This is a genomic window from Arthrobacter sp. SIMBA_036 (assembly GCF_046535135.1).
Lineage (GTDB): Bacteria > Actinomycetota > Actinomycetes > Actinomycetales > Micrococcaceae > Arthrobacter.
This window is the reverse complement of sequence record NZ_JAWRXG010000001.1, coordinates 188,125-208,174: the sequence shown is the minus strand read 5'-3', so window position 1 is coordinate 208,174 and position 20,050 is coordinate 188,125. Positions and strand designations below refer to the sequence as shown.

Annotated in this window: 19 protein-coding genes; 11 read left to right on the top strand and 8 right to left on the bottom strand. The window is 64.0% G+C overall.

The window, feature by feature from the left end; translation table 11 throughout:
- Window positions 1-34 precede the first annotated feature (34 nt).
- On the top strand, window positions 35-1,066 hold the full coding sequence (locus SB659_RS01005; RefSeq protein WP_284978947.1) for a pirin family protein: 1,032 nt from the start codon (window positions 35-37) through the stop codon (window positions 1,064-1,066).
- 30 nt (window positions 1,067-1,096) lie between these two features.
- Here the strand turns inward: SB659_RS01005 and SB659_RS01000 are convergent, their stop codons facing one another.
- A complete protein-coding gene (locus SB659_RS01000; protein WP_410549229.1) occupies window positions 1,097-2,044 on the bottom strand; it encodes an N-acetylglucosamine kinase in 948 nt (315 codons plus the stop codon).
- Between the two features lie 41 nt (window positions 2,045-2,085).
- On the opposite strand from SB659_RS01000, the gene SB659_RS00995 reads away from it, so the two are divergent.
- Window positions 2,086-3,126, top strand: coding sequence for a nitronate monooxygenase (locus SB659_RS00995; RefSeq protein ID WP_410549228.1), 1,041 nt, complete (start codon window positions 2,086-2,088; stop codon window positions 3,124-3,126).
- Here SB659_RS00995 and SB659_RS00990 read toward each other — a convergent pair.
- A complete protein-coding gene (locus tag SB659_RS00990; RefSeq protein ID WP_410549400.1) occupies window positions 3,101-4,075 on the bottom strand; it encodes a LysR substrate-binding domain-containing protein in 975 nt (324 codons plus the stop codon). The two genes, SB659_RS00995 and SB659_RS00990, sit on opposite strands and share 26 nt — an antisense overlap.
- A 159-nt stretch (window positions 4,076-4,234) precedes the next feature.
- Here SB659_RS00990 and SB659_RS00985 point away from each other — a divergent pair, with 159 nt between their 5' ends.
- Together SB659_RS00985 and SB659_RS00980 are read left to right on the top strand one after the other, a co-directional pair.
- Window positions 4,235-5,458 (top strand): MFS transporter, encoded by a 1,224-nt coding sequence (locus tag SB659_RS00985; RefSeq protein WP_410549399.1) that lies wholly within the window; start codon window positions 4,235-4,237, stop codon window positions 5,456-5,458.
- A gap of 68 nt (window positions 5,459-5,526) precedes the next feature.
- Complete coding sequence (locus SB659_RS00980; RefSeq protein WP_284975925.1) at window positions 5,527-6,033, top strand: Lrp/AsnC family transcriptional regulator; 507 nt, start codon at window positions 5,527-5,529, stop codon at window positions 6,031-6,033.
- A gap of 17 nt (window positions 6,034-6,050) precedes the next feature.
- Here the strand turns inward: SB659_RS00980 and SB659_RS00975 are convergent, their stop codons facing one another.
- Window positions 6,051-7,286 carry an MFS transporter gene (locus tag SB659_RS00975; protein ID WP_410549227.1) on the bottom strand — a complete coding sequence of 412 codons (1,236 nt, stop codon included), beginning with the start codon at window positions 7,284-7,286 and terminating at the stop codon, window positions 6,051-6,053.
- A 154-nt stretch (window positions 7,287-7,440) separates the two neighbouring features.
- Between SB659_RS00975 and SB659_RS00970 the strand changes: the two genes are divergently transcribed.
- Together SB659_RS00970 and corA are read left to right on the top strand one after the other, a co-directional pair.
- Window positions 7,441-7,944, top strand: a complete 504-nt coding sequence (locus SB659_RS00970; RefSeq protein ID WP_284978951.1) for an Lrp/AsnC family transcriptional regulator — start codon at window positions 7,441-7,443, stop codon at window positions 7,942-7,944.
- 17 nt (window positions 7,945-7,961) lie between these two features.
- Window positions 7,962-8,957, top strand: a complete 996-nt coding sequence (gene corA / locus SB659_RS00965) for a magnesium/cobalt transporter CorA (protein WP_284978953.1) — start codon at window positions 7,962-7,964, stop codon at window positions 8,955-8,957.
- 60 nt (window positions 8,958-9,017) lie between these two features.
- Here the strand turns inward: corA and crcB are convergent, their stop codons facing one another.
- The 5 genes from crcB to SB659_RS00940 are packed head-to-tail and all read right to left on the bottom strand — an operon-like array spanning window position 9,018 to window position 12,628.
- A complete protein-coding gene (gene crcB / locus SB659_RS00960) occupies window positions 9,018-9,389 on the bottom strand; it encodes a fluoride efflux transporter CrcB (protein WP_410549226.1) in 372 nt (123 codons plus the stop codon).
- Complete coding sequence (locus SB659_RS00955; protein ID WP_410549225.1) at window positions 9,386-9,826, bottom strand: fluoride efflux transporter FluC; 441 nt, start codon at window positions 9,824-9,826, stop codon at window positions 9,386-9,388. Before SB659_RS00955 ends, crcB begins: the two co-directional genes overlap by 4 nt.
- A complete protein-coding gene (locus SB659_RS00950; protein ID WP_410549224.1) occupies window positions 9,816-10,328 on the bottom strand; it encodes a universal stress protein in 513 nt (170 codons plus the stop codon). Before SB659_RS00950 ends, SB659_RS00955 begins: the two co-directional genes overlap by 11 nt.
- A gap of 47 nt (window positions 10,329-10,375) precedes the next feature.
- Window positions 10,376-12,088 (bottom strand): ABC1 kinase family protein, encoded by a 1,713-nt coding sequence (locus tag SB659_RS00945; RefSeq protein ID WP_410549223.1) that lies wholly within the window; start codon window positions 12,086-12,088, stop codon window positions 10,376-10,378.
- Window positions 12,089-12,091: 3 nt separating this feature from the next.
- A complete protein-coding gene (locus SB659_RS00940) occupies window positions 12,092-12,628 on the bottom strand; it encodes a PadR family transcriptional regulator (RefSeq protein ID WP_284975917.1) in 537 nt (178 codons plus the stop codon).
- A 229-nt stretch (window positions 12,629-12,857) separates the two neighbouring features.
- Between SB659_RS00940 and SB659_RS00935 the strand changes: the two genes are divergently transcribed.
- From SB659_RS00935 to SB659_RS00915, 5 genes are all read left to right on the top strand, one after another.
- The gene (locus SB659_RS00935) at window positions 12,858-13,799 is read left to right on the top strand and encodes an ABC transporter ATP-binding protein (protein ID WP_410549222.1); all 942 of its coding nucleotides are present in this window, start codon (window positions 12,858-12,860) and stop codon (window positions 13,797-13,799) included.
- Between the two features lies 1 nt (window position 13,800).
- Window positions 13,801-15,081, top strand: coding sequence for an ABC transporter permease (locus SB659_RS00930; RefSeq protein WP_410549221.1), 1,281 nt, complete (start codon window positions 13,801-13,803; stop codon window positions 15,079-15,081).
- A 291-nt stretch (window positions 15,082-15,372) separates the two neighbouring features.
- Complete coding sequence (locus SB659_RS00925; protein ID WP_284975914.1) at window positions 15,373-16,395, top strand: 3-oxoacyl-ACP synthase III; 1,023 nt, start codon at window positions 15,373-15,375, stop codon at window positions 16,393-16,395.
- Entirely contained in the window at window positions 16,389-19,076 is a 2,688-nt protein-coding gene (locus tag SB659_RS00920; protein ID WP_410549220.1) for an alpha/beta fold hydrolase, read from the top strand. The genes SB659_RS00925 and SB659_RS00920 overlap by 7 nt, the downstream gene beginning before the upstream one ends.
- Window positions 19,073-20,041: an NAD-dependent epimerase/dehydratase family protein gene (locus tag SB659_RS00915; protein ID WP_410549219.1), complete on the top strand. Its 969-nt coding sequence runs from the start codon at window positions 19,073-19,075 to the stop codon at window positions 20,039-20,041. Before SB659_RS00920 ends, SB659_RS00915 begins: the two co-directional genes overlap by 4 nt.
- Window positions 20,042-20,050: the final 9 nt, after the last annotated feature.

Here is a 20,050-nt window from a genome sequence, read left to right as displayed (position 1 = left end):
CAAAATACAACATTTATGCACAGGTGATGAACAAATGACCAATCTCGACATTTCCCCGGCGCAGGAAGTTTGCCCCGCTGCGCCGGAGGGTCAAGGACCATGCGTCCAGTTGTGGCCCGAGCGCGAGGTTCCCTTGGGCGGTGTTCGCGCCATGAACGTCTTCCGGACCCTGCCCCAGCGCGGGCTTCCCACCGTGGGCGCTTGGTGCTTCCTGGATAGATTTGGTCCGGATCGTGTGGCCATGAGTGTCCTGCCGCATCCGCATATGGGCTTGCAAACCGTTACTTGGCCGCTCGAGGGTGCAGTGCGCCACCGGGACAGCGTTGGGAGCGACGTCGTGGTCCAGCCCGGCGAGCTCAACATCATGACCGCGGGCCACGGAATTTCCCACTCCGAGTTTTCGGCCCTGCCTGCCACCACCCCGGATGGATCCAGCCCCCTGGTGGATGAGATCCCTGTCTCCCGCGGACTTCAACTCTGGGTGGCCCTCCCCGAGGAGCACCGGCACCGCGCGCCGTCGTTCGAGCAGCAGCGCGACCTCCCGGTGGCCGAGGGCCCCGGTTTCACCGCCACAGTCATGGTGGGCGAATTCGCCGGGAAGAGCTCCCCTGCCACAATGTTCAGCCCTATCGTTGGAGCGGACATCACTGGGACCGGAAGCCTGGAACTGCCGCTGCGCCCGGATTTCGAACATGCAATCTTGATTCTGGACGGCAGCGCAGTGATCGACGGCGTCGACGTCCAACCAGGCCCCTTGGCCTATCTCGGCGCAGGCCGTTCCAACCTCCGGCTGGAGGTTGCTGCGGAGACCCGCTTCATGCTGCTCGGGGGCGAGCCGTTCGGCGAAGACCTCCTCATGTGGTGGAACTTCGTGGGGCGCACGCACGAGGAAGTGGAGAAAGCCCGGGAAGAATGGCAAGCCGAGGGATTGCTCGACGACGATGCTGCCGCCGCCTCACGCTTCGGCTTGGTGCCGGGCCACGGCCCGGACGCAGGTCCCGAGGCCGGCCGCATACCCGCCCCTCAGCTCCCGGGGGTCAAGCTTCGTCCGCGGACCCGCGGCTGAGTGTGCTGACGGGCTGTCCGGCCTGGCCTGCTAGCCCCGTTGCTCGGCCACCAGCCGGGGGACGCCGAACACGGGGTCCTGGGCGAGGATCCGCACGTCCTCAATGCCCCTCCCGGACAACGTGGCAATGAACGCCTCCTGTAGCCGCCGCACGTTCATCCCGAGCCCGCTGCCCAAGATGACAGGTCCGTCCAGGCCCAGTTGGCGAACCACCTGCTCAGCCAGGACTGCCAGGTCCCGCCCGGCTTGGTCCACCATCTCTTGGCTTGTCGGATCGCCGTCGTCCGCGGCCTCGACAACAACCCTGGCTTGCTGCGCCCAGTACCGGCGGCCTGTTGCCGGCGAATGGAAGAGTGCGATCAATTTGCCTGGCTCGTCCAACCCGCAGGACTCCAGGAGCGCACTGCTCAGGCGGTCCGGCGCGAGGCCCTTGTTCATGAGCCGGAGGCTGTGCCGTACCGCTTCGCGTCCCAGCCAGTACCCGCTTCCCTCATCCCCCAGCAGGTAGCCCCAACCACCGGCGCGGGCTTCTTCTCCGGCGTCGTTTCTTCCCCAGGCGGCCGAGCCGGTACCGGCGATAACGGCGACTCCTGTGCTCGCGCCACCGGCTGCAAGCAGCAGCCGTGAGTCGTGAACCACCGTGATCCGCGCTCCGGGCACGTGTGGTGCGATCAAGTCAGCGAGCGCCTGGGCGTCCTCGTCCGTGTCGATACCGCCGGCCCCCGCGTAGACCTCGTCCACCTCGCCCCCGCCGATCTTGCCGAACAGCTCGGCGAGGTTCGCTGCGGCCACGTCGCGGCTGACATTTTGGACGTTGGAACTTCCGGCGCTCTCATCCCGTACCGCTGTGCCGTGTTCGAACCGCACTCCCCGGGTCTTGGTGCCCCCGATGTCGAGTCCGATGACCGTGCCGCCTACCGAGCTGTCGGTAGAGTCCGGCTGCGTGCGGGAATGCGTTGAGGAGTCAGGATTGTTCACCGTGAAAGACTAGCGTGGAGCGCCCGGAGGAGAAACCGCCCATGTCTGATTCCTTGTTTGATACGCCCTTCATTGGAGCACCGATGGCAGGTGGAACTTCCACCACCGCATTGGTCCAGGCAGTTCACGACGGCGGCGGGTTCGGTTTCCTTGCCGCCGGCTACAAGAGTCCGACGGCGATGACGGCGGACATCGCGGCGGCCGAGGCGCTGGGCATCCGGTTTGGCATGAATGTATTCGTGCCGGATGTGGCCCAACTTGCCCCGTCGAGCGAAACCAAGGCCCGGCTTGCGGCCTACCGCGCCACGCTCGAGCCTGAGTCCGCCAGGTTCGGGGTGCCTTTACCCGCTCTCCGCTTCGATGATGACGACGCTTGGCGGGACAAGATCGACGCCCTCTTGGAAGACCCGGTGGAAGCTGTGAGCTTCACTTTCGGACTGCCGGGCAGGGCCGTGGTCCGCGCGTTGCAGAAAGCAGGTTCCCGCGTCATATCCAGCGTCACAAGTGTGTCCGAAGCATTGGCAGCTGCGGAGGAGGGTCCGGACGCCCTCGTTGTGCAGCACGCCTCTGCGGGCGCGCACTCCGCGGCCTTCCTTCCGGCGGACAGATCTGCGGTTTCGCCGGCTGCCAGCACCACGGCGGAACTGGTCGCCCAAGTGCGTGCCGCCGTCGGACTTCCGCTGATAGCGGCGGGTTCGATCATGGACGGATCTGACCTGAGTAAGGTGCTGGCAGCGGGAGCCGTGGCCGGGCAGATAGGAACTGCATTGGTTCGGACCCCGGAAAGTGGTGCCAGGCAGCTGCATAAGGATGCCTTGGGTGACCCTGCTTTTACGCGGACAACCATGACCCGGGCCTTTACCGGGCGCTGGGCGCGTGCGTTGGTCAACGACTTCGTGCGTGACCATGAGGATGCACCGGAGGGCTACCCGGCTATCCATCACCTGACCTCTTCGATCCGCTCTGCGGCATCCGCAGCAGGCGATCCGCACCGTTTGAACCTCTGGGCGGGGACCGGCTGGCGGAATGCCGGTACACGACCTGCCCGAGTGATAGTCAGTGAGTTCCTGAGCGGGCTCTGACCAACTCTGACAACAAGGCTTCACCCCGCGTGGCCACCAATTGGCGGAACAGGCGGACCGCTTCCGGCTCGAAGCTCCGTTCGCGCCACGCAATGCCGATTTGCCGGAACGCCATGTCGGATTCAATCGCCACTTCAACGAGGCCGAGTTCCGCTTTGGGCAGGAACTGGCCGGTGCCGTAACCAGGACCAGCGGGTGGCAGGATGCTGAATCCCAGCCCGGCTGAAACCAAGCCCCGCGCAGAGGTGGACTCCTGGACTTCGAAAGCGATCCGGGGACGGAAGCCGGCCTCCCGTAAAAGCGCTTCACCCAATGACCGCAGGCCCACGCCCACCGGGAGTGTTACGTAGGGCTCGTGCCGCAGTTCAGAAAGGTGGATGCTGGACCGCTCCGCCAAAGGATGGCGGTAGTGAAGGACTACCCGCAACGGCTCACGGTAAAGCGGCAGCGAGCGGATGCCCTTACCTTCGGGGGCAAGGGGTGCAGTGAGGGCAAAGTCCGTTTCGCCCGCGGCCAGTTCCTTCAGGCAATCATCTCGGGGCCCTTGCCGCAGTTCGAAAAGGGTCTGCGGATGGTCACTGCGATACGCACTGATAAGCAATGGAAGCGTTGCCTCACCGAAGGTGTGTTGGAAGGAGACCCCGATGCGTCCCCGAACTACATCCGATTCCTGCCGGACCCTGTCCAGCCCGGCTTGGAAGTCCTCCAGCGCTGCTTCGATATAGGGCAACAGTGTTTTTGCGGCGGGAGTCAGGCGAATTCCCCGTCCGTCCCTGACCAGAAGGTCCATGCCGATGATCGCGCTGGCACGGGATACCGCCCGGCTGACGGTCGATTGTGGAACTCCCAGGACCTCCGCGGTTTCCGTCATGTGCTCGGTGCGCCCGAGTTCGGCCAGTAAGGGCATGAGGGGTAGGAGTTGTACGAGCTGTTGATGATCCGGTTCCACGGGGCTCCCCTGCCAACTGACGTTATTCATGCATTAGTGCATCAATTCTAGGCAACTCATGCATTGGATAGCAGGTTCGGCCCCGCCTAGCCTTGTTGGGTGGATAGAGCGGAGCTGGGCACAGCAGGGATCAGTACAGCAGAGATCGGTACAGCAGAAATCAGTACAGGGGAAACCGGCGTCGATAAGTGGGACGGCCATGCAAAAGGCTCGTCCGGGTATCGCCGGGTTCTGATCGCGTTGGCCTTGGCCGGTGTGGCGACGTTCGCGCAGCTGTACTCCACCCAAGCTGTCCTGCCGATCATGGCGAGCGATCTCCGGATCACTGCGGCCGAGGCCGCTCTCAGCATCTCCCTGGCAACCGTCGGCCTGGCCATCGCCGTACTGCCTTGGTCCTTCGTAGCGGACAGGATTGGACGGGTCCGTGCCATGGCTATCGGCATCGCGGCGGCAACGTTGCTTGGCCTGCTGGTTCCGTTGGCCCCCAGCTTGCCCCTGCTGCTGGCGATCAGGACCTTGGAAGGCATGGCTTTGGGAGGTATCCCGGCAATTGCCATTGCCTACCTCAACGAGGAAGTCACCAAAATGCACACGGCCCTCGCGGCAGGGAGCTACGTAGCCGGGACCACCCTTGGCGGCCTTGCCGGCCGCTTGGTGGCCGGCCCGGTGGGCGAATTGTGGGGCTGGCGTGCGGCCACCTGGGCCGTCTCGGTGCTCGCAACCATCTCGGCCATCCTGTTCCTGGTCCTTGTCCCCAAGCAACGCCGGTTCAGCCCGGCAGCGGCGATGGGATTTCGCGGAGCGCTACGGACTCTGGCAGGCCATGCCCGCAACCCCCGGCTTTTGTCCCTCTACCTGCAGGCGTTCCTCCTCATGGGCGGTTTCGTTGCCGTGTACAACTACCTCGGCTTCCGCCTTCATGCAGAACCGTTCGCCCTTCCTGCTTCCCTTGTCAGCCTCATCTTCGTGGCCTACCTTTCCGGGACCCTGAGCTCCCGATGGGCCGCCGGACTGACCACTCGCTACGGACGCCGTAACGTCCTGGTCAGCGGGATCGCGATCATGTCAGCAGGCTTGGCACTGACGCTCGCCGGCAACCTGCCAGCCATCCTGGCCGGGCTGGTGATCTTCACTGGCGGGTTCTTCGCCGCCCACAGCGTCGGCTCAGGCTGGACGGGAGCCATTGCCACAACCGGGCGCGCACAGGCAGCATCGCTGTACAACTTGTCCTATTACCTTGGCTCCAGTGTCATCGGCTGGGCAGGCGGACTGGCATTCCAAACCTTTGGTTGGCAGGCCCTGGCGGGCGGCGTCATCGTCCTCTCCTGCACGACGGCGGCAGTCATCTGGGTAGTGCACCGCCCGGGACGCCGCGCCACCTGATCCGCTCGGTGGGACGATTGCCTGAAATGAGCCACTAGGATGAATCAAACGCACTTTCAGGAGGATTCGTGAGCAACCCCGCGAAGAATATTCGCCCCAACACGGGCGCTGCAGAACCGCTGGACGCTATCGACGAACGGATCCTGGCAGCCTTGGTGGATGATGCCCGCATCTCCAACAAACAACTCGCCGAGCTGGTGGGGATCGCGCCCTCCACAGCGCTGATGCGGACCAGGGCGTTGTCGGAACGCGGCATTATTGAAGGCTTCGAGGCGGTCCTTAGCCTTCCGGCGATCGGCCGCTCGGTTCAGGCGCTGATCGCTGTGCGCCTCCGGGCTCACGACCGTGACCAGATTGATCGTTTCACCGCGCGGGTGCCCAAACTTCCCGCCGTCATTTCGACCTTTCACACAACGGGTTCGGTCGACTACCTGCTGCACATCGCCGTCGCAAACACCGATGACCTGCGCAACTGGTTGCTGGACAACCTGGCCACCGACCCCGTGGTGGGCCACACGGAAACCACCATGGTCTTCCAGCACATCCCCGGCAACCGAGGACCGCTGCCGGAATAGTTCGGGTTGAGTGCCCCTTAGGCGCGTGCTGTTTGCCTGAAGGAGACAGCGGCAAGCAGCAGCGCTGCCGCACCGCAGAGCACCGTGAATCCGACGACGGCGGCTTGGAGCCCGACCGTGGAAACGGCCAGGCCGAGGCCGATCACCGGAACAGCACTTCCCAAGTAGGTGATCACATAGACCGTGCTGATGACTTGTGCGTGGCGTGCCGCCTCTACTTTTCCGGCCACCTCGTTGAAAACCTGGCGGAAGGCAATTCCCTGGCCCATGCCGGCGGTGATGCTTGCCAGCACGAGGAGCCAAGGACTGGACCAGGCTGCTGCAGCGCCTACCAAGACAACGGACACTCCGAGCACCAGCAAGCTGACCGGAACAACCAATCGGCCACGGACGCCGAGCAATTGGCTGAGGGCCGACGAGCCCAGCGTGACTCCGGCCAGCACACCGATCAATGGCCGGGAGTCTGCATGCACCACGACGGCGAAGTAGCCCGGTGCCAAGGACAAGCAGAACCCGAAAACGGCAAAGCTGAGGAAGCCGGTGGAGGCCGCCATCCAAAAGGCTCCGCGGGCGTCCCGGGAGACCGATGGCTTTCGTGGCGCCAGGACTTTGAACGCCTTGGTCGCCGGGGCGGGCGCAATGGCGGGCCTGGCCTTCAGCATCCATAACGGAACCAGGGCAGCGAGCAGCACTGCCGAGTGAATGTAGTAGGGCGTCCGTGTCGGATCGGGAAGAAGCGACAACATGCCGCCGATCGCCGGGCCAGCGGCCACTCCCCCGGCCGAGGAAAGCAGCGTAAACCGGGAAGCCCAGTCAGGCCGTTGCGGGAGTAACTCACGCAAAGCAGCTGAGCTGGCTCCTGTTGCGAGCGCAACAGCCACGCCCTGCAGCGCGCGTCCAAGGCAAAGCTCCACCAGGCTGTGGGCACCGGCAAAGATCATGCCACCTGCAAGGCCCACCAATACCGCCAACACCAAGGCAGCCCGACGGCCGATATAGTCCGACCAATGCCCGGCCACCATGAGGACGCCCACGAGTGCCAGCACATAGCTGGAGAAAGCGACCGTCACATCCAGCGAGGACATGCCCAGCCTGGCCTGCAGCAAGGGATACAGGGGCGTGGCGAGGTTGGCGCCCACCAGCAACGTGAAGATTACGACGCCGGCCAGCACCAGCCTGGCAGTGGTGGACGCGTCCCATCCCGCACGCCCGGCGGTGGCCGGACGCATGCGGAGTTCGCTTAAGACAGTCATTTCCATGTCCTCGGGCTGATCAGCAACCGGCTCCATCCTTGTGGGACGTTTCCGGGCAGCAACGTATTGGTGGCAACAGAATGCCGCATCACTGCGCGGCAAGAACGAATGAGATGCGAAGATTGATCAAAACAAGCAAAGACGTGCCTCACCAATGAGCTGGAGTGATCATTTGAACACCCTCGACCCGATGGACCTGAAAATCCTGCTCGAACTCATCAAGGACCCGCGGATCCAGATCGCGGAACTCAGCGAGGCGTTGGGGATTGCCCGCAACACAGCCCAGAGCCGCCTGAAGCGACTGCTTCGTTCCGGTGTGCTGCACGCAGCGGGCCGGGAAGTTGACCTGGAGAAGGTGGGATACGACGTCGTCGCTTTCGTCACTATCGAAGTGACGCACCGGGAGCTCGACGGCGTGATCGGCGCCCTCCGCCTGATACCGCAGGTACTGGAAGTGCACGAAATTTCCGGTCGCGGCGACTTGTGGTGCCGGGTGGTGGCAACGGACACCCACAACCTGCAATCGGCCTTGCGCTCGGTTCTCCGCACCAAAGGCGTCATCCGGACTGAAACCGTGTTGGCGCTGCACACCCACATCCCTTACAGGACCGAGCCGCTGATCGGCCGGATGGCTGCCGGGGCGGGTCGGCCCCAGTGATGGAGTAGCGTTCTTCCGTGACCATTATCGACAATGCCGTCTACGTAGACGGTGTACGGACAGCCACCCCGGATAGCCTTGAGCAAACATTCGAGACCCTTGCCAGGCACGGAGGCATGGCGTGGATCGGGCTCTACCGGCCCACGCAAGAGGAGATGGCTGGAGTAGCCGCAGAGTTCGGGCTCCACGCACTCGCCGTGGAGGATGCCATTTCCGCACACCAACGACCCAAGTTGGAACGCTACGACAACAACCTCTTCACCGTCCTGAGGCCAGCGAGGTACGTGGATGAAGCGGAGACGGTCGAATTTGGTGAATTGCACGTCTTTACCGGCCCGAACTTCGTGGTCACCATCCGGCACGCGGAAACCCCTGGCGTCGCCCAAGTACGCCATCGTTTGGAACAACGTCCGGACCTTCTGTGCCACGGCCCCGAGGCCGTTCTGTATGCCCTCCTTGACCAGGTGGTGGACGACTACGGACCGGTTGTCGCCGGGCTCGAAAATGACATTGACGAGATCGAAGACCAGCTCTTCGCCGGCGATTCGACCGTTTCCCGGCGAATCTACGAGCTCGCCCGCGAGGTCATCCAGTTCCAGCGGGCCATCCAGCCAATTCCGGACATTATCAGCCTCCTTGAAGGGGGCTTCCAAAAATATGGGGTGGACATCGAACTCCAACGCTCCCTGCGCGACGTGGAGGACCACGTCCAGCACCTCATCTCCAGGGCCAACGCTTTCAGGGACCTGCTCCAAAACGCATTGACCCTTGACGGCACGCTCACGGCAAATCGGCAGAACGAGGCCAGCGCCGCGCAAAACGAGCAGGTCAAGAAAATCTCGTCCTGGGCAGCGATCTTCTTTGCCCCCTCCTTTGTGGCCGGGGTGTACGGGATGAACTTCGATGTCATGCCGGAACTGCACTGGGCGTACGGGTATCCCATGGCGATCGGGATGATGATCGGCGCCGCGTTGGTGATGTTCCTGATCTTCAAGCGCAAGGGCTGGTTGTAACGTCCCACGGAGTGGTCAGGGCAACCTTCGTCAGGGCAACCTTCGTCAGGGCACCAGTGGTCAGGGCAACATCAACGCCGCCCCTAGGCCGAAGGCAGCTGCCAGGACGCCAGCCACCATCGACCCCAGCGCGTTCACCAAGGCCAACCCCGTCCGTCCGCTTTGCACCAAGCGGACGGTTTCCAGACTCGCTGTGCTGAACGTTGTGTAGCCGCCCATGAGACCCGTCCCGAGGACCAGTTGCAGCGACTGGGGCGCGGCCCCGCGCATCACCAGTCCGGCGAGAAAGCCAAGGAGCGCCGAGCCTGAGATGTTGATCAGGATGGTGGGCCACGGGAGGGCTGTGCGCACTTTGGCCCGGAGGAGCCCATCCACCACGAACCGTGCGATGGCACCAAGTCCCCCGGCCAGGGCCAGCAGCACCACCGTCATCGGACCCGACCAAGGACACGCCTGTGCTGCCAGGCGCCGAGCCAGATGCCTGCAGTGGTGGCCACGACACCACCAAGCAAGCTGGCGGCAAGGTAGCCCGCTGCTGCCGGAGCAGCCCCGGCAGCGAACAAATGCACGGCGTCCAATGACAGGGTGCTGTACGTTGTGTACGCCCCCAAGAAGCCCGTCCCCAAGGCGAGCCGCAGGACCCGGCGGCGTCCGACGTCGGGCCCTCTACGGGAAAGCCCTTCCAGAAGGGCGCCGAGCGCCAACGCCCCGGTGAGGTTGATGAACAGCGTGGGTAGCGGCCAACCACCGGGCGCTGGAAGCACCAGGCCCAAGCCATACCGCACCAGCGCTCCCCCAATGCCCCCTAGCCCCACGATTCCTATAAAGCCCCAGTGAAGATGGACCGGGCGTTTAGGCTTAGTGCTCATCGTGACGGTCCGCGCCCCGGGAATCAACGGGTACAACCAGCACCGGCCTGTCCTGGCGGCGAAGCAATTGACGTGCCACCGAGCCCGCCAAGTCCTTCAGCGTTGCCGATAACCGGTGCCCGCGTGTGCCCACCACGATCATCGACGCTCCAACGTTTGCAGCTTCGCGCGCCAGTGCGTGGGCGGGTTCGCCGGCCAGGAGCACGGTGGACCAGGGAACACCGAAGGGCGCCAACTGCCGCCGGAGGTCATCTGCCAGGGACTCGGGGAAGCCTGCTGCGACGTCGTCAACGCCGTCGGGATCGATCGGGGCTGCAGGTCCGCCCAAAGTACCGTCCACCGGATAAACGGTCACATCCGCATAGGCGAACACCAGCGCCAGTCCCGCACTGGCCGCCAGCCTGGCAGCCTGTTCGACGACGGCGGGCCGCTGCCCGGGCATGACGCCCACTACGACGGGCCCGTTGAGGGTCGGGGAGCTCGAAGCCGGGGGTTCGGTCATGGCACATCCTTTCACGAACGCTGGCTGTCCTTCGGGATTCCGCTGGTCTACGGCCGGCGGCGTCCCAGCACAAGCCCGAAGAGCAGCGGAATCACGGAGCCGATCATGAGCACGTTGCTCAGCGCCGTGTCGTTGACCCGGATCACGGCGCCAGCCAGCAACAGCGCTCCAAAGACCAAAGCATAGGCAACCCGTTGACCCATGCGCACCAGCAGCGAAACCTGCCGTTCGAGCCTGGGGATGGCCACTTGCACCGAGCCCTCGTCAATCCGGCTGAGGACGTTGTCGAGGCGTTGGGGCATGCGCAAAGCGAGCGAGACGGTGTCGACTGTTTGGGCAGCGACGTCCCTGACAAGGTTTCCGCGCTCGTCGCGCAACAACTGGGCAGCATACGGTTCCACCGAGTCCCAGAGATTGAAGCGCGCATTCAAGGAACTGCATACTCCGGAGGTCAAGGACATCGCCCGGATGATCAGCAGGAAGTTCTCGGGCAGCTGGAACGGCAGTGAACGGACCACATCTCCGAATTCGGCTGCAAAGTCCCGGAACTCCCTGGGGTCGACGTCGCGCAGTTCGGCAAATCCCATTCCGCCGAAGCGGGCGAAAAGCTGGGTCATGGCCCGCTCGAGCCCGGCAGGATCCGCGGACGGAACCAGCACGCCGACGTCGCGGATCGCCGCTACCAGTCCCTTGCCATCGCGGGCGGCCGCAGCAATCAACAGTTTCCGCAGCCCCGCCCTGGTCTGTGGCGGCACCTCCCCCATCATGCCGAAGTCGATGAACGTCAGCTTCCATGGATGCCCCGACGTGGACCCGGCCACGGGGGTAATGAACATGTTTCCCGGGTGGGGGTCTGCATGAAAGAAGCCGTTGGTGAACAGCTGGTCGAACATGACGGCGGCAAACACCGGGGCCACTTCCGCGGGGTCGATGCCGGCCGCGCGGAGGGCCGCGGCATCAGTGATCTTGATTGCCGTGACGTCTTCCAAGGTTAGAACCCGCCGGGTGGTCCGCTCCCAGACGACCTCTGGAACGGTCACCCGGTCATCGTGGGCGAAGTCGGCGGCGAAGCGTTCCGAGTTAGCGGCCTCGTTGAGGTAGTCGATTTCTTCCAGGCTGGTCTGCGCGAACTCCTCCACCAGGGCCGGCACGTCGGCGCGGTTGGCTACCGCGCGGATTCGGCTGAGCCAGCGGCCCACTTTGCGAAGGGCGGCGAGGTCGACGTCGACAATTGCGGCGATCCCCGGGCGCTGCACCTTAACCACAACGCGTCCGAGTCCCGTGTCTGCGGCGTTGCCGGGGAGGAGGTGCGCCCGGTGCGCCTGGCCAAGGGAGGCGGCGGCCATGGGTGTCTCCTCCACGAAGGCAAACACCGTCTCCAGTGGTGCACCGAGTTCCGCCTCGGCCAGCGCGCGGATTGCCGGGAAGGGCACAGGTGGGACCTCATCCTGGAGGCCCTCCAACTCAGCGGTGATCTGCGGCGGCAGGACGTCCAACCGGGAGGACATGAACTGGCCCACCTTGATCATCAAGCCGCCCAGATCCACCGCGAGGTTGCGGAATCGCCGTGCAAACCTCAGCATCCGATCGGACCGGTTCCGATCCGCAATATGGCGCAGGCCGATCCGGGGAAGGAAAAGTTCGAACCACCACGCTACTGCGAGCTGCCAGGCCGCGAAGCGTAGGATCCGACGGTAACGGGCACGGGTGTTTCCGGCACGGGTGTCCGGATCAGCCCGAGCGTGGTGAACCGACGCCAACCGTCAGTCCTGGGCGAGGATTGCGTACAACCGTCGCCGGGCGTCCTCGAGCACTCCCACTGCCTCCTGCACCTGCTTCGGCGTTCCGGTGCGGCCTACTTGGGCCGCCGCTTGGGCAAGCTCCACGCCCGCCTTGGGCAACGCTGCAAACCCGGGTCCACTGGCCGCGGACTCCCAGGGCGACGACGTTTCGGCGCCAGCAACGTCCTCACGTCCTGCCTCCGTCAGTGAGTAGATCTTCCTGCCGTTGGACTCCTCGGAACTGACCAAGCCCTCATCTGAGAGCAGCTGGAGCGTCGGGTAGACCGAACCCGCACTGGGCTTCCAGTTGCCGCCGCTACGTTCCTCGATTTCGCGAATGATCTGGTACCCGTGCATGGGACGTTCGGCCAGCAGCGCCAGTACTGCAGTGCGCAGTTCGCCCCGCCCGGCACGTGTGCCCGACCGCTTTTCGAACCTTGAACGGAACTCTTCGACCGCCTGCCACATGCCGTCCAGATTACTTCCAATGAAACCGGTGCCAGGGAATGAATCACGCATCGCGCCCACCTCAATTTGATCGATAACGATACTCAACGATAGCCAACGACATACTCAACGGGAAGGGCCACAGCAAGGTCCAGGAAAAGGTCAAACACCCCAGTACAAGAAGGGATGGCGCCGACGGATAGAACACCTCTAAAGGAACAGATAGAAGACTCCTAAAGGAACAGTGCGCTTCCGCATCGAATCGTGACGCAAAAATTTCAAGAACTTATACAGTGAGTTTATGACTGCAGGGGGCAGCGCCAAAGAGCCGTTGGTGCACATCGAGAATTTCCGGATGGACTTCGGAGACACAACGGTCATCAAGGACCTTTCCTTCGATGTCTACGCTGGTGAAACGTTTGGCTTCCTTGGCAGCAACGGCTCCGGAAAGACCACCACCCTGAGGGCGCTCCTGGGCATCTACCAGCCCACTGCCGGCACATTGCATATCGCCGGCAAAGTGTTTGAACCACGGGACGGGGCACGCCTGGGCTACCTGCCCGAGGAACGCGGCCTGTATAAGAAGGAGCGCGTCCTGGACGTCATGGTCTACTTCGGCCGGCTCAAAGGCCTGAGCAAGGCCGCGGCACGCAACTGGTCCCTGGAATACCTCGAACGTGTGCAACTCGCGGACAAGGCCGCAGTGAATATCGACAAGCTCTCCGGCGGCCAACAGCAAAAGATCCAGCTTGGCGTCACCATCATGAATAACCCCGAACTGCTTATCCTCGACGAACCCACCAAAGGCTTCGACCCCGTCAACCGACGCCTATTGATGGACATCATCGAAGAGCACAAACGCGCCGGCGCTACGGTCATCATGGTTACCCACCAGATGGAAGAGGTGGAGCGGCTCTGCGACCGTGTGATCCTCCTCAAAGACGGAACCGCCAAGGCATACGGCACCATTTCCGCCGTTCAGGAACAGTTCGGCGGGACCGTCTACCGCGTGGCGTACGACGGCGACCTCCCGCCGTCGACGCTGTATCGCGCCACCGGAGTCACATCCACCAGCAACGGCACAGCCGATCTGGTTCCGTTGCAGGGCGCCACCGAAGCCGCCGTCGTTCGTGAACTCATCCGAGCCGGCGTCGAGGTCAAGCGTTTCACTACGGAACGGGTCTCGTTGGAGGAGATTTTCATCCGCGTGTACGGCGACCAGAACACCTTAACGGAGGCCTGACATGACACCGGCACCCAAACTTGCCCGTGCAGGGCGAACCACAAAAGCCCACCACAACCTGGGGACAGTGGTGGGCTTCGAATTCACCCGCACCATCAAGAAAAGACGGTTCTGGATCGCCACCTTGGCCATCCCCGTGGTCATGGCCGTCATTTTCGTGCTGGTCTTTGCCAGTAACTCGTCAACCCGTGCAACCACCCAGGCGCAGAAGAACGCCGCACTGAGTTTCATGTACACCGACGCTTCCGGCATCATCCCTGAATCCCTCGCCGGAGCCATGGGCGGAAAGAAGGCACAGGACCCGGCCACGGCCTTGGCGGCAGTAAAAAGCGGCACCAGCGAGGCCTACTTTGCCTACCCAGCGAATCCGGCCAAGGACCCTGTCAAGGTGTACGGCGTGGACAAAGGCGTCTTCGCCAACAACACCTACGAGGCAGTCGCCAAGCAAGTCTTGGCCGTCGCGGCGCAGGAAAAGATCGGTTCTCCCACACTCACCGCGGCTACAGGGGGCGACGTTCGTGTGGACACTGAAACTTTCCGGGAAGGCCAACCATCAGGAGGGTTGGGGGCGGCCCTCCCGCCGTTGATGTTCCTGCTGCTGTTCTATGTAGTCATCATCCTGCTCTCCAACCAGATGCTGAACAGCACCCTTGAAGAGAAGGAAAACAGGGTCACCGAGATGATCTTGACCACCCTGAACCCCACAACACTGATCGTGGGAAAGATCATCTCCCTGTTCTTGGTAGGGCTGGTCCAAGTCACCGTTTTCCTGGCTCCGATCGTGATCGGTTATCTCTTTTTCCGTGACCGGCTTGCACTCCCGGACGTGGATTTGTCCTCGCTGACGTTCGAACCCGGTCCCATGATCGTCGGGGCGCTGTTACTGATCAGCGGTTTCACCCTCTTCACCGCCGTACTGGTGGCGATCGGCGCGGTCATGCCCACAGCCAAGGAGGCGGCAGTGGTCTTTGGCCCCCTCATGGCCCTGATCTTTGTGCCGTTTTACGCCATTAGCCTGATCTTGTCCGATCCCTCCGCGCCTATCGTCCGGGTCTTTACTTTCTTCCCGCTCTCCGCCCCGGTGACGGCCATGCTCCGGAACGGGTTCGGGACACTGAGCACCGGTGAAGCCATAGTGGTCATCGCCATGCTTTTCCTCTTGGGAATAGTCATCCTGCGCCTTGCTGTGCACCTTTTCCGCTACGGCTCCATCCAGTACGGCTCCAAACTCTCCATCACCAAAACCCTCCGACGGCGGCCTGCCGAACTCGCCGGGAAGTAGACCCTGGCACTGTCGCTGGCACTGTCCGCCTACACGGCCGGTCAGAACTGCTCCGGTTGTCTGTCATGATTAAAAGCCTGCATGGTGCATTAAGGGCCGATGGGTGCGTTAAGGCCGATCGGTGCATTAAAACCGCTGGGTGTGCTAACACCGTTCGGCGCCTTAACGGCTGCCTAGGCTGCGCCGAGGATGGGGCACCCACCAAAAGCACCACATGCAATGGGCTTGGGCTCAGTCTTACGGGGTACAGTCACCGCAAGACTGCAGGACGGAAATGAACAGGGGCTTGAATTGGCAGGGAACGCAACCTTCCGGCACAGCAACACCGCGCTGCTCTCGATCAGCAGCATCGAAGCTCCGAGGATCGTGAGTTCCAAGGATTTCGACCACAAACTTGCCCCGACACTGCGACGACTGAAGTTCCCTCCCCGCCTACTGGAGCGGGTGGCCGGCGTTACCCACCGGCGCTGGTGGGCCGACGGCACGTCTTTTGACGACGCAGCGGTGGAAGCAGGCGCCAAAGCCTTGGCTGAATCCGGCGTCGAAGCCTCCGAGATCGGCCTGTTGATCAATACGTCCGTGACGCGGCGCAACCTCGAACCTTCCGTGGCAGTGAAGATCCACCACGAGCTCGGGCTCCCGTCCTCGGCCATGAACTTTGACTTGGCCAACGCCTGCCTTGGTTTCGTGAACGGCCTGATCCTGGCAGCCAACATGATCGACTCCGGCCAGATCAGGTACGCCATCATCGTCAATGGCGAGGACTCCCAGCTCACCCAAGAGGCCACCTTGGCGCGACTCCAAAGGCCCGAGACCACCCGTGAAGACTTCAGCCGGGAGTTTGCCACCCTCACGCTTGGATCCGGCGCGGCTGCAGCCGTTCTCGGCCCGGCGGACGAGCACCAGGGCGGCCACCGGCTGGTGGGCGGTGTCATGCGTGCCGGCACCGAGCACCACGAACTATGCGTCGGCGGTATCGATGGCATGACCACCGATACCAAGGGCTTGCTCGACGGCGGCCTGCAACTGGTAGTCGACGCGTGGCACGAAGCGCAGCCCGAATGGGACTGGGCAACGATGGACCGTTATGTCACCCATCAGGTCAGCAACGCCTACACGCAGGCCATCATTAATGCCATCAGCCTGGACCCGGACAGGGTCCCCATCACGTTCCCCCACTGGGGCAACGTGGGCCCGGCGTCCCTGCCGATGACACTGGCTGCGGAGGCCCAATCATTGAGCGCCGGGGACCGCGTCCTGTGCATGGGCGTCGGCTCAGGACTGAATGCGGGCATGCTGGAAATCGTATGGTAACCGCACATTGGCCAGGCGTTGATCCGGAATGGTCCCGGACCGTATCCGTAAGATCCACAACAGCTGTTGATGCTCCGGGAACAGTCCGGCGGTGGCACCTGCTTGACAACGAGGCCCAGCTCTCCCGCCGTGGCCTGGTTCCTGTCGGCACGTTGCTCTGTGTGCATGGCAACCCCACCTGGTCCTATTTGTGGCGAACCCTGCTGGCCGCCGGATCCGATCCCGCGCATCCGTGGCGCGTCATCGCCGTGGACCAACTGGACATGGGCTATTCGGCCCGCACCAACACTTTTAGGCGGTTGCCGGACCGGGTCAATGACCTTGGAGACCTGACCGCCGCGCTCGGTGTGGAAGGACCGGTGGTGACGGTTGGCCATGACTGGGGCGGCGTGATCAGCCTGGGCTGGGCATTGGCCCATCCTGAGCTGGTAACGGGCGTGGTCCTGACCAACACGGCCGTCCATCAGCCCGCTACGAGCCCGCTCCCCGCGGCGCTCCGGCTCGCCCTGCACCCGGCCGTGCACCAATGGGGAACGACGACGTCGGACGCCTTCCTGCGAGTGACACACTCTCTGGCCCACCCGCCGCTGCCCGCCGATGTCCGGAAGGCATACATGGCGCCGTACCGGGGACGGCACCGCAGGGCCGGAGTGGGGAACTTCGTGGAAGATATTCCGCGCACCCTGTCCCATCCGAGTTTTCCGGCGCTGCAGGACATCGCCGAAGGCCTCCGCACCTTGGATGTCCCCGCCCTCATGCTCTGGGGCCCGCGGGACCCTATCTTCTCGGACCGGTACCTCAAGGACTTGATCAACCGCCTGCCCCATGCGGACGTGCACCGCTTCGAAGGTGCTGGGCACCTTGTGGCCGAAGACCGGGATATTGCCGGACCAATCTTCCAATGGCTCGCCGCGAACGAGGGCGTTGCAGGGTCCCCCGGCGCGGCAGAAGATGCAGGCGCCGAAGACACGGGCCTGGCAGGCGCAACCACATCCGAAGGCTTCCGACCCCTCTGGGACCTCCTGGACGAGCAGGCTTTGTCGCCCGGCGGTGCCGAAACCGCCGTCGTGGAAATGGCCGCGGACGGCACCATTGCCCGCTCCCTGACTTGGGAACAACTGCGCCGAAACGTCCTGGATCTCGCTGCCGGACTAGCTGGCGCCGGAGTGGGCCCTGGCAGCCGGGTGAGCCTGATGGTTCCGCCAGGCGTGGATCTGACAGTTGCCCTGTACGCCTGCCTGCGGTTGGGTGCCGTCGTGATCGTTGCCGACGCCGGGCTGGGAACCAAGGGCCTCAGCCGTGCCGTGAAAGGTGCCACACCCGATTTCCTCATTGGCATCGATAAGGCGCTGGCTGCAGCCTCGGCATTGGGCTGGCCCGGTGAGCGTATCAGCGTTAACGACCTTCCAGCCGCCCGGCGTCGGCTCCTCGGAGTGCGCACCTCGCTCACCTCCCTGGGCAGGCCTTCAGCTGGACGTGACGGGCAAACTCCTGGGGCCGTCGGCGACCCCACAGCTCCGGCCGCGGTCCTCTTTACCTCCGGTTCCACCGGCCCGGCGAAAGGCGTGGTCTACACGCACCAGCAGTTGGCCGCGACCCGGGACACGCTGGCCGCGACCTTCGGAATCCGTTCGGGTGCCCGGCTGGTGGCTGGATTCGCGCCCTTCGCATTGCTGGGGCCCGCACTAGGCGCCGTTTCCGTTACGCCCGCGATGGACGTCACCTCCCCCCGCACGCTGACCGCACGAGCATTGGCCGACGCCATTGCTGCCATCAATGCTACGGTCGTTTTTGCCTCGCCCGCAGCGTTGCGCAACGTGTTGGCAACCCAAGACGGCCTGCGGGAGACAGACCGGAAAGGACTGGCGGGCGTGGACCTGTTGCTCTCTGCCGGTGCTCCCATCCCCGAACCGCTCTTGGCAGAAGTCCAGCGCTTGCTGCCCGCGGCGTCACTGCGGACCCCTTACGGGATGACCGAGGCGCTGCCCGTCGCCGACATCACCCTTGAGCAGATCCAAGCCGCGGCCTCGGATGCGTCCGCAGGCATCGTCGTCGGCGCCGGTAACGGCGTGTGCGTCGGCTGGCCCGTCCACGGTGCCCGGGTGGCAATCGTGCCTTTGGCGAGCGACGGCAGCGCACCCGCCTCCACACCCCTAACGGATGCGGGAGTGACAGGAGAAATCCTGGTCAGCGCTGCGCACGTGAAGGACTCGTACGACCGGCTTTGGCTGACCCAGCAAGGGAGCACCGACGTCCCCGGGTGGCATCGCACCGGCGATGTTGGACACTTCGACGGGGCAGGACGCCTGTGGGTTGAGGGGCGCCTGGCACATGTGGTTACCGCGCCGGACGCTGTGGTCACGCCGGTGGGCTCCGAGCAATGCATCGAACGCTTGGACGGCATCAAGGCGGCAGCCATAGGTGGCGTCGGGCCCGCAGGGACCCAGGTCGTCGTCGCCGTCGTCGAAACTGAGCCGGCCAGCCGCACCGCTGGTCCCGCCACGCCCCAACTCGCACAGCGGGTTCGTGCTGCAGCCCGCGAGGCGGGAGTCGCCGTGTCCGCTGTCCTGGTGGTTCCCACCCTTCCCACGGACATCAGGCACAACGCCAAGATCGACAGGAGCCGGCTGTCCCGGTGGGCTACGCGCGTACTTGCCGGCGGCCGCCCCGGAAAGCCATGAGGGTCCTGGTCACCGGAGCAAGCGGGCTGCTGGGCCGGGAAGTGGCCCGGTTGCTCGTGACTCATGGGCACGACGTCACGACCTTTCAACGCAGGGCTTCCGGAGTCGACGGCGTTACTGACGTGCGCGGGTCGGTCACGGACGATGAAGCGGTCCGGGATGCCGTCCAGGGCGCAGAAGGAATCATCCATCTCGCCGCGAAGGTCTCCTTCACCGGCAAGGCCGCAGAGTTCGATGCCATCAACGTCCAAGGCACCAGCCGCTTGGTCCATCATGCCCGGCGGGCACGGGTGCGGGATCTCGTCTTCATCTCCTCCCCTTCCGTTGCGAACTCAGGAACTGCGATCGCCGGGCTGGGCGCGGAGCCGCCTGACCCCGTGCACGCCCATGGCGAGTACTCACGGACCAAAGCTGAGGCGGAACTTCTGGCCTTGGCTGCTGACGCACCAGGATTCCGTGTGACGGCATTGCGTCCGCATATCGTCTGGGGCCCGGGTGACACCCAACTGGTCGAACGGGTTCTTGACCGGGCCAGCCGCCGTCGCCTGCCGCTTCTGGACGCCGGGGCGGCCCTGATCGACACCATCTACATCGACAACGCGGCGGCAGCGATCGTCGCAGCCCTTGGCCGCATGGACTACGTTCACGGCAAGGCCTTGGTGGTAACCAACGCCGAGCCCCGCCCCATCGGCGAGCTGCTGGCCGGTATATGTGCCGCGGGCGGTGTGCCCGCTCCTCCTTGGGCTGTTCCTGGGCGGCTGGCACGTACGGCAGGAAAACTGGTGGAAAAAGCCTGGACCTGGGCCGGGCGCCAAGAAGAACCACCCATGACGCAGTTCCTCGCTGAGCAGCTTTCCACTGCCCACTGGTTCGACCAGCGCCAAACGCACGAGCTCCTCGACTGGAAGCCCGCCGTCACCCTCGATGAAGGTTTGGCCCGGCTAGCGGACTACTACCGCGCTTGATTCGGCACA

Excerpts from the sequence above, each read along its gene's own strand:
- SB659_RS00940 (WP_284975917.1), bottom strand. The coding sequence starts at position 12,628 with ATGCGTGATTCATTCCCTGGCACCGGTTTCATTGGAAGTAATCTGGAC.
- SB659_RS00935 (WP_410549222.1), top strand. The coding sequence starts at position 12,858 with ATGACTGCAGGGGGCAGCGCCAAAGAGCCGTTGGTGCACATCGAGAAT.
- SB659_RS00975 (WP_410549227.1), bottom strand. The coding sequence starts at position 7,286 with ATGACTGTCTTAAGCGAACTCCGCATGCGTCCGGCCACCGCCGGGCGT.
- SB659_RS00955 (WP_410549225.1), bottom strand. The coding sequence starts at position 9,826 with ATGAGCACTAAGCCTAAACGCCCGGTCCATCTTCACTGGGGCTTTATA.
- SB659_RS00915 (WP_410549219.1), top strand. The coding sequence starts at position 19,073 with ATGAGGGTCCTGGTCACCGGAGCAAGCGGGCTGCTGGGCCGGGAAGTG.
- SB659_RS00970 (WP_284978951.1), top strand. The coding sequence starts at position 7,441 with ATGAGCTGGAGTGATCATTTGAACACCCTCGACCCGATGGACCTGAAA.
- SB659_RS00950 (WP_410549224.1), bottom strand. The coding sequence starts at position 10,328 with ATGACCGAACCCCCGGCTTCGAGCTCCCCGACCCTCAACGGGCCCGTC.
- crcB (WP_410549226.1), bottom strand. The coding sequence starts at position 9,389 with ATGACGGTGGTGCTGCTGGCCCTGGCCGGGGGACTTGGTGCCATCGCA.
- SB659_RS00930 (WP_410549221.1), top strand. The coding sequence starts at position 13,801 with ATGACACCGGCACCCAAACTTGCCCGTGCAGGGCGAACCACAAAAGCC.
- SB659_RS01005 (WP_284978947.1), top strand. The coding sequence starts at position 35 with ATGACCAATCTCGACATTTCCCCGGCGCAGGAAGTTTGCCCCGCTGCG.
- SB659_RS00995 (WP_410549228.1), top strand. The coding sequence starts at position 2,086 with ATGTCTGATTCCTTGTTTGATACGCCCTTCATTGGAGCACCGATGGCA.
- SB659_RS00920 (WP_410549220.1), top strand. The coding sequence starts at position 16,389 with ATGGTAACCGCACATTGGCCAGGCGTTGATCCGGAATGGTCCCGGACC.